The organism is Catenuloplanes niger, from assembly GCF_031458255.1.
Taxonomy (GTDB): Bacteria; Actinomycetota; Actinomycetes; order Mycobacteriales; family Micromonosporaceae; genus Catenuloplanes; species Catenuloplanes niger.
Genome location: NZ_JAVDYC010000001.1, coordinates 5,388,994 through 5,404,047, shown reverse-complemented (window position 1 = coordinate 5,404,047; position 15,054 = coordinate 5,388,994). Strand labels below are relative to the sequence as shown.

The following is a 15,054-nucleotide window of genomic DNA, read 5'->3' as shown; positions in this document are numbered from 1 at the left end:
TCAACACGGTGGTACGGACGGGAAGAGCTAGGCGACCGAGGGGAGGGTCGCCGGAGCTCGTGGCCGGGAACGGCCGGCCGCGTCCGGATCACGGAGTCGAGGGGTGCGGGTGTTGAGCGCGCGCACGCGCATCGCGGCGCCGCGGTGGGGCGCCGGGTAGCCGGGGCCGCACAGCCGGCCGGTGGCGAGGTGGATCGCCAGCACGACCGCGACGAGACCGGCGGCCGCGAGCGCGATCATCTCGGCGGGGCTGGAGCCGGCCGGGGCGGCCTGGGTCAGCTGTGCGGCGGTCCACGCCCACAGCGACCACAGGAACCCGGTCAGCACCATCGATCCACCATACCTAGTCGCGTCGAGCGCTGTTCCGCTTGATCACGTACTCCACCAGTTCGATCAGGAGTTCCTTGCCGGACGCGCGGTCGCGGGCGTCGCAGAGCACGACCGGCACCTCGTCGTCCAGGTCCAGTGCGGTCCGCACGGCGGCCGGGCTGAACTTCTGCTCGCCGTCGAAGCAGTTCACGCCGACCAGGAACGGCAGGTTCCGCGTCTCGAAGTAGTCGATCGACGGGAAGCAGTCGGCCAGCCGCCGGGTGTCCGCCAGCACCACCGCGCCGAGCGCACCCTGGGCCAGCTCGTCCCAGAGGAACCAGAACCGGTCCTGGCCGGGCGTGCCGAACAGGTAGAGCACCAGGTCCTGATCGATGGTGATCCGGCCGAAGTCCATCGCCACCGTGGTGGACGTCTTTCCCTCGACGCCGGAGAGGTCGTCGGTGCCGACGCTGACGTCGGTCAGCATCTCCTCGGTCTGCAGCACCCGGATCTCGCTGACCGCGCCGACCATCGTCGTCTTGCCCGCGCCGAACCCGCCGGCCACCAGCACCTTGAGCGCGACCGGGGCGCGCCGTTCCTCAGCGGCCATCGACGCCCGCCCGGTGCGCGACGGAGAAGTTGTCGCCGACCCGCGTGACCAGCAGCGCCATCTCGTAGGAGATCAGGCCGATGTCCGCCTCGGAGCCGGCCAGCACGGCGAGGCAGGAGCTCCGGCCGGCCGTGCTGATGAAGAGGAACGCGTCCTCCATCTCCAGCAGCGTCTGCCGGACCGCCCCGGCGTTGAAGTGCCGGCTGGCACTGCGCGCCAGGCTGGCGAAGCCGGAGGCCATGGCGGCCAGGTGCTCGCCGTCCTCCCGGGACAGCCCACGCGAGGCACCGATCAACAACCCGTCCGCGGAGAGCAGCACCGCCTGACGGGTGTGAGGCACCTTCTCGATGAGCTCGTCCAGGAGCCATCCCGGTTGGCCGAACAACGTCATGCCGCAGTCTCCCACAACGTTCCGTGACCGTCGTGCCGGTCGATGCCGTCCCCGCCGGGCACGCCGATCACCGAGCGTGCGGCAGCGCCCGCGCGCGGTGCGTTTCTCGGTGCAGACATCCCGGCGGCCCTTCCTGGTTCTCGCGTGCGACGAGGACATCATCCCTCGTTGCGCAACAGGAGATCGAGGCGGGCGGCGGTTTCCGTTGTGCGTGACGACGCCGACGCGCTCCGCAGTCGCTCCCCTGTGGAACGTCGTCCGCGGTTGCGTCGGAATGCCGACAGATCCATCGACAAACGCGCGCGGCCACTACTCTTCGTGACCGCGCGGGAGTGCTGTGGAGCCGGGCGGTGGGCGTCCCGGCCGGGGGACGCCCACCGGGCTCCGGTGGAGGGGATCAGACGTCGATCGCCTCCTCGATGCGGCGCAGCTGGTGCCGGGCCAGCGCCAGGTTCGCCCGTGACTTGCTCAGCGCCAGGTAGAGGAACAGGCCCTTGCCCGAGCGCGACTTGAGCGGCCGGATCAGGTGGTACTGCTCCCCCAGCGTGACCAGGATGTCCTCGATCTCGTCGCGCAGCTGCAGCATCTCCATGGCGCGCAGCTTGGCGCGTACCACGTCGGTGTTGCCGGCCGCGGCGACCGTGAGGTCGAAGTCCTTGGTCCCGCCCGCGATGCCCAGCGCCATCCCGCTGGTGTAGTCGACGAGCGCCACGCCGATGGCCCCGTCGATCTGCATCGCGTCCTTGAGTGCGACGTCCATGTCTGGCATTTGCGTGCCTCCGATGAGGGGTCGGCGTGGAAGGGCGGCACGTGAGCCGCTTACGGGTTCCGAGGATGCGGTCGTCCGCCCGGCATCGGTCGCACTGGTTGTGCGACCGGCGCGTCGCCCGGTGTCACACGCTTCGGACGACCGCGGCAGGCGAGTTGCGAACTTCTGCAACTGCGCAAACCCGGAAGCCGCCAACCACGAGGCAGGTCGCACCGTGTCGGTGCCGCTCTATCAGGCGAAGGCCGAGATGTTCCGCACGCTGGGCCACCCGGTCCGGATCCGGGTGCTGGAACTGCTGCAGGACGGTCCCAAGCCGGTTCGCTCGCTCCTCGCCGAGATCGACGTGGAGGCGTCCAACCTCTCCCAGCAGCTCGCCGTCCTGCGCCGCGCCGGCATCGTCCTCACCTACCGCGACGGCCCGCTGGTGATGTACGCGCTGAGCACCCCGGACGTGGCCGACCTGCTCGCGGCCGGCCGCCGGATCCTCCGCGCGGTGCTCGCCGACCGCGACGGCCTGCTGGTCGAGCTGGGCTCCGCGGGCACCGAGGCCTAGCGACGGCGCTACGGTTGCTCACCATGCCCGAGGGACACAGCATCCACCGCCTCGCGATCGCGCACCGCCGGCTGCTCGCCGGCCAGACCGTGGAGGTGAGCAGCCCGCAGGGCCGGTTCGCGGCGGACGCGGCGCTGGTCACCGGCCGCGTGCTGGAGGACACCTCCGCGTACGGCAAGCACCTGTTCCACCACTACGCCGGCGACCGGATCGTGCACGTCCACCTGGGGCTCTACGGCAAGTTCGCGACCGGGCCGCTGCCGGTGCCGGACCCGGTCGGGCTGATCCGCATGCGGGTGGCCGGCGAGCGCGGCTGGCTGGAGCTGCGCGGGCCGACCGCGTGCGAGGTGCTGGACCCGCACGGGGTGGCGCTGATCCACGCGCGGCTCGGCCCGGACCCGCTGCGCGACGACGCGGACCCGGGCCCGGCGTACGCGCGGATCTCCCGCAGCAACGCCGCGCTGCTCCAGCTGATCATGGACCAGTCGGTGCTGGCCGGGCCGGGGCTGATCTACGCGACCGAGGTGCTGTTCCGGGCCGGGCTGCTGCCGACCACGCCGGGCCGGGCGCTGTCCGCGACCGCGTTCGCGGAGATCTGGGAGGACCTGCGCGCGCTGATGAAGGACGGCGTGGCACAGGGCCGGATCGACACCGTGCACGTGCGGCACACGCCGGAGGCGATGCGCCGCGCACCCCGGGTGGACCGGCACGGCGGCGAGGTCTACGTCTACCGCCGCGCCGGGCAGCCGTGCCTGGTGTGCGGGACGACCGTGCTGAAGGGCTCGCTGGCGAACCGGAACACCTACTGGTGCCCGGCCTGCCAGCGGTGATCTCGCGGTTCTACCGCCCGGCGGCCGGCCGGTGAAGATCTGCCAAACCCGCCCGGGCCGCTCCCGGCCGCCGCTAGCGTGATCGGGAGGGAAGCACGGCGTGCGGCGGGTCCGGGAAGCGCCCGCCGCCCGCCGACTCCCGTCTCCCGCGCACCCGGAGGGCCGACCTGTGAGCCTGATGCCGACCACCACGGACCGGACCGCCGGCCTCGCGCGAGGCGCCCTCACGCTCGGCGTCGAGGAGGAGTTCCTGCTGCTCGACGCGCGGCGGCCGGCACCGGCACCGGTCGTCGACGACGTCCTGGAGCGCGTCTCCCCGGCGTTGCGCGCCTCCGTGCGGCACGCCTACCTCCGCACCCAGATCGGTGTGGCCGGGCCGCCGGCCGGTGACCTGGACGCGCTGTGGCGGTCGATGAGCCTGCTCCGCGAGGGGGTCGCGGACGCGGCCGAGGCGGCCGGCGCCCGGCTGACCGCGATCGGCGCCTGCCCGCTGACCGGCCCGGACGCGCCGGTCGCGGACCTGCCGCGGTGTCACCGGACGGCGGAGCGATTCGGCCCGCTCGCGCCCGGCCACGGGCTCAACGGCACGCTCGTACGGGTCGGCGTGGACGACCCGGAGCTGGCCGTGCAGGTGCTCAACCACGTCCGGCCGTGGCTGCCGGTGCTGCACGCGGTCACCGCGAACTCGCCGTTCTACCAGGGCATCGACACCGGGTACGCGAGCTGGCGATCGATCATGTGGGAGCGCTGGCCGTCGGTCGGCCCGACGCCGCTGCTGGAGTCGTACGCGCACTACCGGCACCTGCTCGACGACCTGATCGCGTCCGGCGTCGTGCTGGACGAGAGCATGCTGCACTGGCACGCCCGGCTCGCCCCGGACGGAAGCGCGGTCGAGCTCCGGATCGGGGACGTCTGCCCGTCGCTGGCGGACACCGCGCTGGTCGCCGCGCTGGTCCGGGCGCTGGTCGGCACCGCGATCACGGACGTCGAGGCCGGCCTGCCGGCCCCCGCGATCAACCAGCAGCTGCTGTCCGCCGCGCACTGGCGGGCCGCGCACGACGGGCTGGAGGGCCTCGCGGTCGACCTGGTCAACCAGCGCCCGCGACCGGCCTGGCACCTGCTGCGCCGGCTGTTCGACCTGGTCCGCCCGCAGCTGGAACGGCACGGCGACCTGGAGATCGCCACCGTCCTGATGAGCCGGCTGCGCTCGCACGGCTCCGGCGCGGCGCGGCAACGGGCCTCGTTCGCGCGGCACGGTTCACTCGACGGCGTGCTGGCCGCGTTGACCGAGGCCACTCGCGGGTAAATCATCGTCGGTGTGGTGATGAAACGGCTGATCGTCGTCGGTGGCGACGCGGCGGGCATGTCCGCCGCCTCCCAGGCCCGCAAGCGCGTCCCGGCCGACCGGCTGGAGATCGTCGCGTTCGAGCGGGGGAACCACGGGTCGTACTCGGCCTGCGGCATCCCCTACTGGATCGGCGGCACGGTGAAGACGCGCGACGAGCTGATCGTCCGCACGCCGGCCGAGTTCCGCGAGAACCAGGACATCGACCTGCGGGTACGGCACGAGGTCGTCTCGATCGACCCGCACGCCCGTACCGTGTCGGTGAAGTCCGACTCGGGCGATTTCGATCTCGAGTTCGACCACCTGGTGCTGGCCACCGGCGCGGTGCCGGTCAGCCCGCCGTGGGCCGACGTGGACTTCGGTGGGGTCTTCGGCGTGCAGACGCTGGACGACGGCGACGGCCTGGCCTCGTGGCTCACGCCGGAGGTGCGGCGAGCGGTGGTGATCGGCGGCGGCTACATCGGCGTCGAGATGGCCGAGGCGCTGATCAACCGGGGCCTCGACGTCACGCTGCTGGAACGCGGCGAGCAGCCGATGTCCACCGTGGACCCGGACATGGGCGCGCTGGTCCGGGACGCGATGGCCGGGCTCGGCATCGACGTGCGCACCGGCGTCACGGTGACCGGCCTGGCCGGCGCGGCCGGCCGCGTCACCGGCGTCGTCACCACGGCCGGCGAGGTCCCCGCGGACGTGGTGGTGCTCGGTCTCGGCGTCCGCCCGAACACGTTGCTGGCCCGCTCCGCCGGTCTCCCGGTCGGCGAGCACGGCGGGCTGCTGACCGACCTGCGCATGCGGGTGCCCGGCCACGAGGGCGTCTGGGCCGCCGGTGACTGCGTCGAGACCCGGCACCTGATCACCGGACGGAACGTGCACCTGCCGCTCGGCACGCACGCGAACAAGCAGGGCCGGGTGGCCGGCATCAACATCGGCGGCGGCTACGCCACGTTCCCCGGCGCGATCGGCACCGCGGTCACCAAGGTGTGCGACCTGGAGGTGGCCCGCACCGGGCTGCGCGAGCGCGAGGCCACCGCGGCCGGGTTCGACTTCGTCACCGCGACCGTCGAGACGACGAACCGGGCCGGCTACTTCCCGGGCAGCGCGCCGATGCACGTCAAGCTGCTGGCCGAGCGCCGGACCGGCCGGCTGCTCGGCGCGCAGATCGTCGGCCGGTCCGAGGCCGCGAAGCGGATCGACGCGCTCGCGGTGGCGCTCTGGTCCGGCATGACGGTGGAGGAGATGACCGCGCTCGACCTCGGTTACGCGCCGCCGTTCGCCCCGGTCTGGGATCCGGTGCTGATCGCCGCGCGCAAGGCCGCGGAAGAGGTCCACGGCGCGGATCAATGAACGAATTCCGGTAGTTTGGCCGAATGGTGACCGACAGCCGGCCCTCGCGGGAACACGCGCTCGAGCTTGAGGCCGACGCCGAGCTGTACCCCGCGGACCGCAGCGAGATCCTGCTGGACGCGGCCGCGGCCTGGCGCGCGGCCGGGGAGACCGAGCGCGCGGCCGAGATCTACCGCGAGCTGGCCGAGGTGCGCGACCAGCACGGGCTGTACGCCATCATCGAGCTCGTCGAGCACCATTTGGCGCACGGCGAGCCGGACCGGGCCGACGACCTGCTGCGCCGGTTGCGCCGCGATCCGCTCCTCGACGACGGCCACTGCATGATCGCCGGGGAGCTGCTCGAGATCCGCGGTGACCTGGCCGGCGCCGAGCGCTGGCTCGGGCGCGGCGCCGCGATGCTCACCGAGGAGCAGCTCGACGAGATGGAGGCCAGCCGCGCCCCCGACGCGACCGTGGCCGGCATGCTGCTGAACTCGCGCCGCCGCGTCCGGCGGGCGCTCGGCCGCGACCCCGACATGCTCGACGACCTCGCGCCCGCCGAGATCCCGCGCGACCCGGACGAGCGGATGCGGCACATCGACGCGGCGCTCGGCGTCCACGGCGCCGCAGGCCAGGTCCCGCCGAAGGACCCGCCGCGCAACGCGCCCTGCCCGTGCGGCTCCGGCCGCAAGTTCAAGCGGTGCTGCGGCGCGCCCGCCCAGCCGCTTGGCTGAGCGATACGTCACTGCATCCGGCCGCGTCCCAGCTCACGCCGCCCCGGCCGACAGTGGAATTTCCACAGGAGCAAAAACCAGGTTCGATCATCTTCAAGGGACGGTACCGGCCGGTATGCTGGCCACCCTGATCGAGCGGGCCGCACGAGGGGACACCGTGGAGCTGAATCTCACGGGTGACCGGGTGATCGGCCGCTGGGCCCACATCATCCGCCGGCGGTTCCCGGCCGCGGAGACGCTGTCCGAGCAGGCACGTGACGACATCGCGTCGCTCGCGTCCACGCTCCGGCTGGTGCCCGCCGACACCCCCTGCCCGGTGCTGGACGAGCTGTTCCGCGGCCGGCCCGGCCTGACCTCGGTCGCGGTCGAGGGGCCGGACGGACGGCTCGGGCTGATCATGCGGGAGCGGTTCCTGCTGGTCATGTCCGGTGCGTTCGGCTACGGCCGGCCGCTGTCCAGCCGGCAGACCGTGGCCGAGATCACCGACTGGCACCCGCTGGTGCTGCTGGCCGGCACCAGCGTCCTCACCGCGGCGCAGCGGCTGCGCACCCGGCCGCGCGAGGCCCGCTACGACGACGTGATCGTCTCCGACGGCGACACCCGGCTCAGCTCCGTCTCGGCCGCGCTGCTGCTGGACACGCTGACCGAGCGGCTGTCCGCCAAGGTCATCCGGGACGAGCTGACCGGGCTGGCGAACCGCGCGCACTTCCTGGAGCAGCTCGAGGCGGCCTGCATCGACGCGTCCGACCCGGACCAGCCGGGCCCGCGCGTGGTGGTCGCGTTCATCGACCTGGACCACATGAAGAAGATCAACGATTCGTTCGGCCACCACGTCGGCGACGTCGTGCTGACCTCGCTGGCCGCCCGGCTGGCCGCGGTCGCGAAGGAGGACGAGCTGGTCGCCCGGCTCGGCGGCGACGAGTTCGCGGTGCTGACCCGGCTGCCGGAGGAGGCCGGCGAGCACGAGGCCAAGGAGATCGGCGACCGGTACCGGGCGGCCGCGGCGGAGACGGACCCGGCGGTCCCGCCGGCCGCGCGGACCAAGGCGAGCGTGGGCGTGGCGACGTCCGGCGCGCAGGCCGACGCGGAGACCGTGCTCAGCGCCGCGGACATGGCGATGTACCGGGCGAAACAGGCCGGCGGCGACGACGTGGTGACCGTGCTCGGCGTGGACGCCGGCCTGCCGGGTGACGTGGAACAGGTCGACCGGTCGGTGCGGCAGGCGATCGCCGGCGACGAGTTGCGCCTGGTCTACCAGCCGATCGTGCGGATCCAGGACCGGTCCGTGGTGAGCGTGGAGGCGCTGGTCCGCTGGGAGCACCCGCGGCTCGGACGGCTCTCCCCCGACCGGTTCCTGCCCGGCGCGGAGCGCACCGGGCAGATGCCGGCGCTGGACCGCTGGGTGCTGCGGACCGCCTGCGCCGACCTGGTCGCGCTGACCGAACGGCTCGGTGACGCGGCGCCGCCGTCGGTGAACGTGAACGTCTCCACCCGGACGCTGACCACGCCGTTCGACGAGACCGTGCTGGACGTGCTGGCCGAGACCGGGCTGCCACCGGACCGGCTGCGGCTGGAGCTGCCGGAGACCGCGGACCTGACGCTGCTCGGCGGCGCGCACGCCCGGCTGGAGCGGCTGCGGGAGGCCGGCGTGCACCTCACGCTGGACGACATGGGCGCCGGCTCGACCACGCTGCGCCACCTGTCCACGCTGACCGTGCACGGCATGAAGATCGACCAGGTGTTCGTGGCCGGCATGCTGGAGAACCCGCGCGACCACACCGTGGTCAAGCTGCTCACCGACCTCGGCCACGGCCTCCAGCTGCGGGTCACCGCGGAGGGCGTGGAGACGGCCGCCCAGCTGGAGGCGCTGGCCGCGCTCGGCGTCGAGCACGCCCAGGGCTGGCACCTCGGCCGCCCGGCACCGCTGGAGGACCTGGCCGCCGCGCTGGCCGCCGGCTGAGGGCGGGCCGGGCCGTGGGCCGCGGTGCCGGCCGTGTGTTTCGTGGTGCCCACACGGACACCCGGGGCCCGCTCCGAGCATGCGGGCCGCACCACGCCGGAAGCGGGAGAAACCGGTCCGGCGTCCGGTGAACCGTGAGCGATGTGTGGCGATCGACGCACCCGGGTACCAGGAGTGAAACCCCCACATCACTCCAGGAGGTGCACCGTGCGGCTCCCCACGTTCACTCGGTCGGCGGGCACGACGACCACCGCCGAGGAAGAGACCACCGCGGCCCGTCCCCCGGTCGCGCCCCGCGCGCAGGCCGACACGCCGCCGCGGGCGAAGGTCGACGACCGTACCCCGTACGCGAAGAGCTCCACCGACACGGAGCCGGCGACCGAGGTCATCGAGCGCCCGGCCACGCCGCCGGCGCCGCCGGTGGTCGTCGACCACGGTCCGCGCGCGCGGACCAGCATCATGGCCACGATCGGCCTGGCGCTGAGCGTCGGCGCGGCCGCGCTGGTGCTGTCCGGTCCGCTCGGCGGCTACGGCATCGCGGTCGCCGCGATCGCGTTCCTCGCCTCGGCCGGCGGTTTCGTCGCCACCCGGCGGCGGCACGTGGCCGGCAAGTTCGACGGCCTGATCGGCATGCTGGTCAGCGGCGCCGCGCTGGTCGTCGGCATCCTCTCGGTGACCGGCGAGCTGTCCTGGCTGAGCCTGGACACCGACACGGTCCGGCCGGCGCGGGAGTGGCTTGACGCACAGTTTCCGAACTGGTTCTGACGGGCATATGTAGTTCAGGCACGACGGAGCGGTTCGCTCGGGAGGGCCGGGGCAGGGGGCGGTTCGCCCGATGCCGAGCTTGGGGGCGGTGGTTCACCGCCCCCAAAATGCTGTTCAGGCAACGTTTCGCCGCCCGGGCGCCGATCAACGCAACGAATCGCCGCCGGACGCAAGCGTTAACGGTGGATCGGAAAACAGCGTCGGCCATAGCGTTCTTCGTGAGATCCCTCGCTGAAGAACCCGTGGAGCCGCACCCATGTTCTCGCATCGGCGCTTCCTCATGTGCCGCCCGACCTACTTCGCCGTCGAGTACGCCATCAACCCGTGGATGGACCCGGCCGCGCCGTACGACACCGAGCTGGCCGTCCGGCAGTGGACCGCGCTGCGAGCCGTCTACGCGGATCTGGGGCACACGGTCGAGGAGATAGACCCGCTGCCCGGCCTGCCCGACATGGTGTTCGCGGCGAACGGCGCCACCGTGGTCGACGGCACCGTGCTCGCCGTGCAGTTCCGCGACCCGGAGCGGGCCGACGAGGGGCCGGCGTACGCGAACTGGTTCCGCCGGGCCGGCTTCGACGTGGTCGAGGCGAAGGCGGTCAACGAGGGCGAGGGCGACATCCTGCTGGCCGGCGACATCCTGCTGGCCGGCACCGGCTTCCGGACCGCGCACGAGTCGCACCTGCAGGCGCAGGAGGTGCTGCGCCGCCCGGTGGTGTCGCTGCAGCTGGTCGACCCGAACTACTACCACCTGGACACCGCGCTCTGCGTGCTGGACGAGCGCACGATCGCGTACCTGCCGGAGGCGTTCACGCCCGGCAGCCGCGAGGTGCTGCGCCGCCTGTTCCCGGACGCGATCCTGGCCGGCGCGGACGACGCCGCCGTGCTCGGGCTGAACGCGGTCAGCGACGGGCACCACGTGGTCCTGCCGGTGCAGGCCGGGAACTTCGCCCAGCAGCTCGCGGACCGCGGCTTCCGGCCGATCGGGGTGGACCTGTCCGAGCTGCGCAAGGCCGGCGGCGGCCCGAAGTGCTGCACCCTCGAGATCCGCGCGGGAGACTGACATGATCATCGATGACCTCACGCTGACGCCGAAGGCGCTGGCGGACGCGGAGCGGTGGACCGCGCACAACTACCACCCGCTGCCGGTGGTCATCGCGGAGGCCGAGGGCGCCTGGGTGACCGACGTCGACGGCCGTCGCTACCTGGACTGCCTGGCCGGATACTCCGCGCTCAACTTCGGGCACCGGCACCCGGCGCTGATCGCGGCCGCGCACGCGCAACTGGACCGGCTCACGCTGACCAGCCGCGCGTTCGTGCACGACCGGTTCGCGGCGTTCTGCCGAGGGCTGGCCGAGCTGTGCGGGCAGGATCTCGTGCTGCCGATGAACACCGGCGCGGAGGCGGTGGAGACCGCGATCAAGGTGTCCCGGGCCTGGGGTTACCGGGTCAAGGGCGTGGGCACCGGCCGCGCGAACATCATCGTGGCGGACGGGAACTTCCACGGCCGGACCACCACGATCGTCAGCTTCTCCACCGACGCGGACGCGCGGAACGACTTCGGTCCGTACACGCCGGGCTTCACCGTGGTTCCCTACGGCGACCTGGCCGCGATGGCGTCCGCGATCACCGAGGACACGGTGGCGGTGCTGATCGAGCCGATCCAGGGCGAGGCCGGTGTGCTGGTGCCGCCGCCCGGATACCTCACCGGCGTGCGCGCGCTCTGCACCGAGCGGAACGTGCTGTTCGTCGCGGACGAGATCCAGTCCGGCCTGGGCCGCACCGGCACCACGTTCGCCTGCGACCACGAGGGCGTCCGCCCCGATCTGGTCCTGCTCGGCAAGGCGCTCGGCGGCGGCATCGTGCCGGTCTCCGCGGTCGCCGGCCGCCGTGACGTGCTCGGCGTGCTCCGCCCCGGCGAGCACGGCTCCACGTTCGGCGGCAACCCGCTGGCCTGCGCGGTCGCCGCCGAGGTGGTGAACCTGCTGGCCACCGGCGAGTTCCAGCGCCGGTCCGCCGCGCTCGGCACCCGCCTGCACGCCGGGCTCACCGACCTGATCGGCAAGGGCGTCATCGCGGTACGCGGGCGCGGGCTCTGGGCCGGCGTGGACATCGACCCCGCGCTGATGACCGGCCGCCGCGCCTGCGAACTGCTGCTGGAGCGGGGTGTCCTGGTCAAGGACACGCACGGCTCCACGATCCGGCTCGCTCCTCCGCTCACCGTGACGGAGGACGACATCGACGTCGCACTCGGCCGGCTGGCGGCGGTCCTCAGCTCCCCCTGAGGCCGCCTCACGAAAAGGGCCGCCCGGTGGGCGGCCCTTTTCCGTGCTGCAGCGCGTGTCAGTTCGTACCGAACGGGTTGTACAGCTCGTTCGGCGCCTCGGTCACCTCGGCCGGGTTCGGCGGCGTGACCGTGACCGGCGTGCCGTAGTCGGTGTAGTCGATCTTCAGCGGACCCGCGGCCTCCGGCGACACCTTCTGGATGTCCACGGTCAGGTTCGACAGCCGGCCCTGCGCGTCCGTGGTGGCGGTGAACGGCACCTTCTGCGCCGCGCCGTCCCCGATCGTCACGGTGCCCAGCCCGGTCACGCCCGCGACCTTGGCCAGGTCCACCGTACCGGTGAAGGTGTTGGTGCCGCTCTGCTGCACGTCCGCGCTGGCCGCGATGAACTGCGACGCCTTGGCCGGGTCGGTCTGGCCGGGCGCGATGCTGAAGTTGCCGGTGCCGGACGCCTTCTGCGCGTCCAGGTGCATCCAGCCGGCCGGCAGCGCCTCGCCGAGACCGGTCACCTTCGCCCACGCGTCCTTGCCGATCAGCAGCGTCTGCAGCGTGATGTCGCCGCCGTTCGCGCCGGTCAGCCGCATCGTGGTGTCGCCGGTCTCCTTCACCGGGTCGATCTGCCCGGTCACCGAGACCGCGTCACCGACCGTCATCGTGGTCTTGAAGCTGGTCGTGCCCAGCGCCTGCGTCGACGCGGCGAGCGCGGTGTCCGCCGCGCTCGGCGGCACGGTCGTGGTCGCCGCGGTCGGCGTCACCCCGACCGACGGCAGGGAGATGGTGGGCTCCCCGTTCTCCGCGCAGCCACCCAGCGCGAGCGCGCCCGCGACGGCCACGCTCGGCACCCACAGAATTCGGCGGTCCATCAACGTCTCCTTCATGTCCGGCTGTCCATGTCTTTCCCCGACCGCGTCGGTCAGCAAACGAACCCCAGGCCGGGTTAGGGTCAGGCCATGGCGCAGTTGCTGGACGACGCAGCGGTAGGCAAGGCACTCGCGCAGCTCACGGGCTGGATCGGCGATCAGGAGGTGATCGTGCGGACCGTCGAGTTCCCGAGCTTCCCGGCCGGGATCGTGGCCGTGGTCGATGTCGCCAAGATCGCTGAAGAGCTCGACCACCATCCCGACATGGACATCCGGTGGCGCACGGTCACGTTCCGCCTGACCACCCACTCGGACGGCGGGGTCACCGACCACGACGTGCTGCTGGCGACCCACATCGACGAGATCGTGGCCCGCGTGCTGGAGCAGGGGTAGATCCGGCATGATGTAGCTGCTCCGGCGGGAGGTTGAAGCGTGAGATTCGAGATCAGCAAGGTGCTCGACGCCATCGAGCGGCGATTGTGCGTCGACCCGGCGATGGCGCGTGCCGTCCTCGACCTGTCGGAGATCGTCCGATATCAGGACCTGGACCAGGGCCGGCCGGCCAGCATGCTGCGCCTCGGCATGGTCGTCGACGCGCTCGGCCGCCAGCTCGCCGAGGAGGACGTGCCCGTCTACGTGGTGCTGCCCCGCGCGCTGCTCTCCGACGCCGACCTCACCTCGAACGAGCGGATGGTCGCGCGCCGCTGGGCCGACGACGGGCTCGTCGAGGTCGTGCCGCAGATGAACGACCGGGTGCTGGAGATCGCGGACATCCTCGGCCTGCCCGTGCTCAGCCGCGACCGATTCGAGGGCTTCCGCGGTTCGTACCCGTGGATCGGCGACCCCGGCCGGCTCGTCGCCCCGATCGTCGGCCACGGCGGCGCCGCGCTCGTCGCCCGCGTCGGTGGCGGCCAGGCCGCGCCCGGCGCCCCGTCCCAGGCCGGCGTGCGCCTGATGAGCCGCATCTGGCGCTGCCCGGAGAGCCCGTGCGCCAGCTTCGGCGGCGCCGACGGCGGCGACAGCTTCTTCGCCGACCTCCGCCAGCCCGAGCAGGAGGCCCGCCCCGGCGCCCAGCCGCCGCCCACGCTGCGCAACGGCACCCCCACCTGCCCCCGGCACGGCGCCCGGCTCTCCGACGCCGGCCCGCGCCCCGCGGCCGAGGCACTCGCGATCCGCGTCGGCGGCGTGGTCCGCCAGCGCTTCGTCGTCGTCGAGAACGAGCCGCTCGAGGTCGGCCGCGCCCCGGACGGCGGCATCATGCTCGGCCAGTGGCTCTCCGACGAGGCCCGCAAGTGGATCAGCCGCGCCCACGTCCGCTTCGACCTGCGCGGCGGTGAACTCTCCGTCACCGACGTCAGCACGAACGGCACCGGCATCCGCCCCGGCGGCAGCATGGACGAGGACGACCGCCTGATCATCAAGCGCAAGACCCGCGTCCTGGAGCCGAACGACCTGGTCGAGCTCTACCCCGGCGTGCACGTCGGCCGGGCCCGCAACTGGAGCTCCGGCGGCGTCTCCGACCCGGTCTCCGTCCTCACCGACGCGCCGACGATGAGCCTGCGGGTCGTACCCCGGTCGTAACCGCCCGCTCCCGGCCGCGTTCCCGCCACGGCGGGGCGGGAACGCGCCGGGACGTCAGACGGAGCGCACCGCGTCCACCAGGCGCGCGGTGTCCGTCAGGTCCGGAAGGACCACGGCAGCCCCGGCGGCCCTCAGCTCGGCGGCGGTGTAGCGGCCGGTCGCGACCGCGATCGCCGCCGCCCCGGCCGCGTGCGCCGCCGCCACGTCGAGCGGCGTGTCCCCGATCAGGATCGTGCCGAACCCGGCCGGCGCCGGGTAGCGGGCGGTGAACGCCTTCCGGGCGACCGTCACCAGGTCCGCCCGGACCGCATGGTCCCGGCCGTAGGCCGCGACGGCCAGGTCGAGGTGGTCGCCGAGGCCGACGGCGGCGAGCTTGGCCCGCGCGACCGGCCCCAGGTTGCCGGTGAGCACCGACTGCACCACGGACGGTTCGCCCGCGAGCGCGCTGATCGCCTCGGCCGCCCCGGCCAGGACGGTGCCGCCGCCGGTGTGGAAGTCGTCGGCCGCCGGCACCAGCGACTCCATCTCGGCGATCAGGTCGTCCGCCGCGGCCGGCACGCCGTGCGCGTGCAGCACGTCGGTCATGATGGCGCGATCGGTACGGCCGGCCAGCGGGACCGGGTGCACCAGCGGCGCACCGTAGAGGTTCCGGAACGCGCGGTCGGCCAGGCGCCAGCCGTATCCCGCGGCGTCCAGCAGCGTACCGTCGATGTCCCACAGCACCAGGCGGGTCGGCACCATCC

17 protein-coding genes are annotated in these 15,054 nt (G+C 73.0%); 11 read left to right on the top strand and 6 right to left on the bottom strand.

Annotated features, from left to right (window positions below):
• Positions 1–27: 27 nt before the first annotated feature.
• From J2S44_RS24015 to J2S44_RS24000, 4 genes are all read right to left on the bottom strand, one after another.
• Positions 28–330, bottom strand: coding sequence for a DUF6412 domain-containing protein (locus J2S44_RS24015; RefSeq protein WP_310418113.1), 303 nt, complete (start codon positions 328–330; stop codon positions 28–30).
• Between the two features lie 13 nt (positions 331–343).
• A complete protein-coding gene (locus J2S44_RS24010) occupies positions 344–919 on the bottom strand; it encodes a GTP-binding protein (RefSeq protein ID WP_310418110.1) in 576 nt (191 codons plus the stop codon).
• The gene (locus J2S44_RS24005; RefSeq protein WP_306834920.1) at positions 909–1,310 is read right to left on the bottom strand and encodes a roadblock/LC7 domain-containing protein; all 402 of its coding nucleotides are present in this window, start codon (positions 1,308–1,310) and stop codon (positions 909–911) included. Before J2S44_RS24005 ends, J2S44_RS24010 begins: the two co-directional genes overlap by 11 nt.
• 397 nt (positions 1,311–1,707) lie before the next feature.
• Positions 1,708–2,079 carry a hypothetical protein gene (locus tag J2S44_RS24000; RefSeq protein WP_310418108.1) on the bottom strand — a complete coding sequence of 124 codons (372 nt, stop codon included), beginning with the start codon at positions 2,077–2,079 and terminating at the stop codon, positions 1,708–1,710.
• A gap of 214 nt (positions 2,080–2,293) precedes the next feature.
• Here J2S44_RS24000 and J2S44_RS23995 point away from each other — a divergent pair, with 214 nt between their 5' ends.
• From J2S44_RS23995 to rocD, 9 genes are all read left to right on the top strand, one after another.
• Positions 2,294–2,632: an ArsR/SmtB family transcription factor gene (locus J2S44_RS23995; RefSeq protein WP_310418105.1), complete on the top strand. Its 339-nt coding sequence runs from the start codon at positions 2,294–2,296 to the stop codon at positions 2,630–2,632.
• A gap of 23 nt (positions 2,633–2,655) precedes the next feature.
• Positions 2,656–3,462: an Fpg/Nei family DNA glycosylase gene (locus tag J2S44_RS23990; RefSeq protein WP_310418103.1), complete on the top strand. Its 807-nt coding sequence runs from the start codon at positions 2,656–2,658 to the stop codon at positions 3,460–3,462.
• A 178-nt stretch (positions 3,463–3,640) separates the two neighbouring features.
• Positions 3,641–4,768, top strand: coding sequence for a carboxylate-amine ligase (locus J2S44_RS23985; RefSeq protein ID WP_310429887.1), 1,128 nt, complete (start codon positions 3,641–3,643; stop codon positions 4,766–4,768).
• Between the two features lie 18 nt (positions 4,769–4,786).
• A complete protein-coding gene (locus J2S44_RS23980) occupies positions 4,787–6,151 on the top strand; it encodes an FAD-dependent oxidoreductase (RefSeq protein ID WP_374728014.1) in 1,365 nt (454 codons plus the stop codon).
• 23 nt (positions 6,152–6,174) lie between these two features.
• Positions 6,175–6,864 carry an SEC-C metal-binding domain-containing protein gene (locus J2S44_RS23975; protein WP_310418100.1) on the top strand — a complete coding sequence of 230 codons (690 nt, stop codon included), beginning with the start codon at positions 6,175–6,177 and terminating at the stop codon, positions 6,862–6,864.
• 115 nt (positions 6,865–6,979) lie between these two features.
• Positions 6,980–8,824, top strand: coding sequence for a putative bifunctional diguanylate cyclase/phosphodiesterase (locus J2S44_RS23970; RefSeq protein ID WP_310418098.1), 1,845 nt, complete (start codon positions 6,980–6,982; stop codon positions 8,822–8,824).
• Between the two features lie 207 nt (positions 8,825–9,031).
• Positions 9,032–9,589 carry a hypothetical protein gene (locus tag J2S44_RS23965; protein ID WP_310418095.1) on the top strand — a complete coding sequence of 186 codons (558 nt, stop codon included), beginning with the start codon at positions 9,032–9,034 and terminating at the stop codon, positions 9,587–9,589.
• Positions 9,590–9,845: 256 nt separating this feature from the next.
• On the top strand, positions 9,846–10,649 hold the full coding sequence (gene ddaH / locus J2S44_RS23960) for a dimethylargininase (RefSeq protein ID WP_310418092.1): 804 nt from the start codon (positions 9,846–9,848) through the stop codon (positions 10,647–10,649).
• A gap of 1 nt (position 10,650) precedes the next feature.
• A complete protein-coding gene (rocD, locus tag J2S44_RS23955) occupies positions 10,651–11,871 on the top strand; it encodes an ornithine--oxo-acid transaminase (RefSeq protein ID WP_310418089.1) in 1,221 nt (406 codons plus the stop codon).
• A gap of 58 nt (positions 11,872–11,929) precedes the next feature.
• Here rocD and J2S44_RS23950 read toward each other — a convergent pair whose 3' ends face one another.
• Complete coding sequence (locus tag J2S44_RS23950; RefSeq protein WP_310418087.1) at positions 11,930–12,733, bottom strand: hypothetical protein; 804 nt, start codon at positions 12,731–12,733, stop codon at positions 11,930–11,932.
• Positions 12,734–12,820: 87 nt separating this feature from the next.
• Between J2S44_RS23950 and J2S44_RS23945 the strand changes: the two genes are divergently transcribed.
• Complete coding sequence (locus J2S44_RS23945) at positions 12,821–13,123, top strand: 4a-hydroxytetrahydrobiopterin dehydratase (protein WP_310418084.1); 303 nt, start codon at positions 12,821–12,823, stop codon at positions 13,121–13,123.
• A gap of 39 nt (positions 13,124–13,162) precedes the next feature.
• Entirely contained in the window at positions 13,163–14,311 is a 1,149-nt protein-coding gene (locus J2S44_RS23940) for an FHA domain-containing protein (protein WP_310418081.1), read from the top strand.
• A 54-nt stretch (positions 14,312–14,365) separates the two neighbouring features.
• Here J2S44_RS23940 and J2S44_RS23935 read toward each other — a convergent pair whose 3' ends face one another.
• Positions 14,366–15,052: a haloacid dehalogenase-like hydrolase gene (locus J2S44_RS23935; protein WP_310418077.1), complete on the bottom strand. Its 687-nt coding sequence runs from the start codon at positions 15,050–15,052 to the stop codon at positions 14,366–14,368.
• Positions 15,053–15,054: the final 2 nt, after the last annotated feature.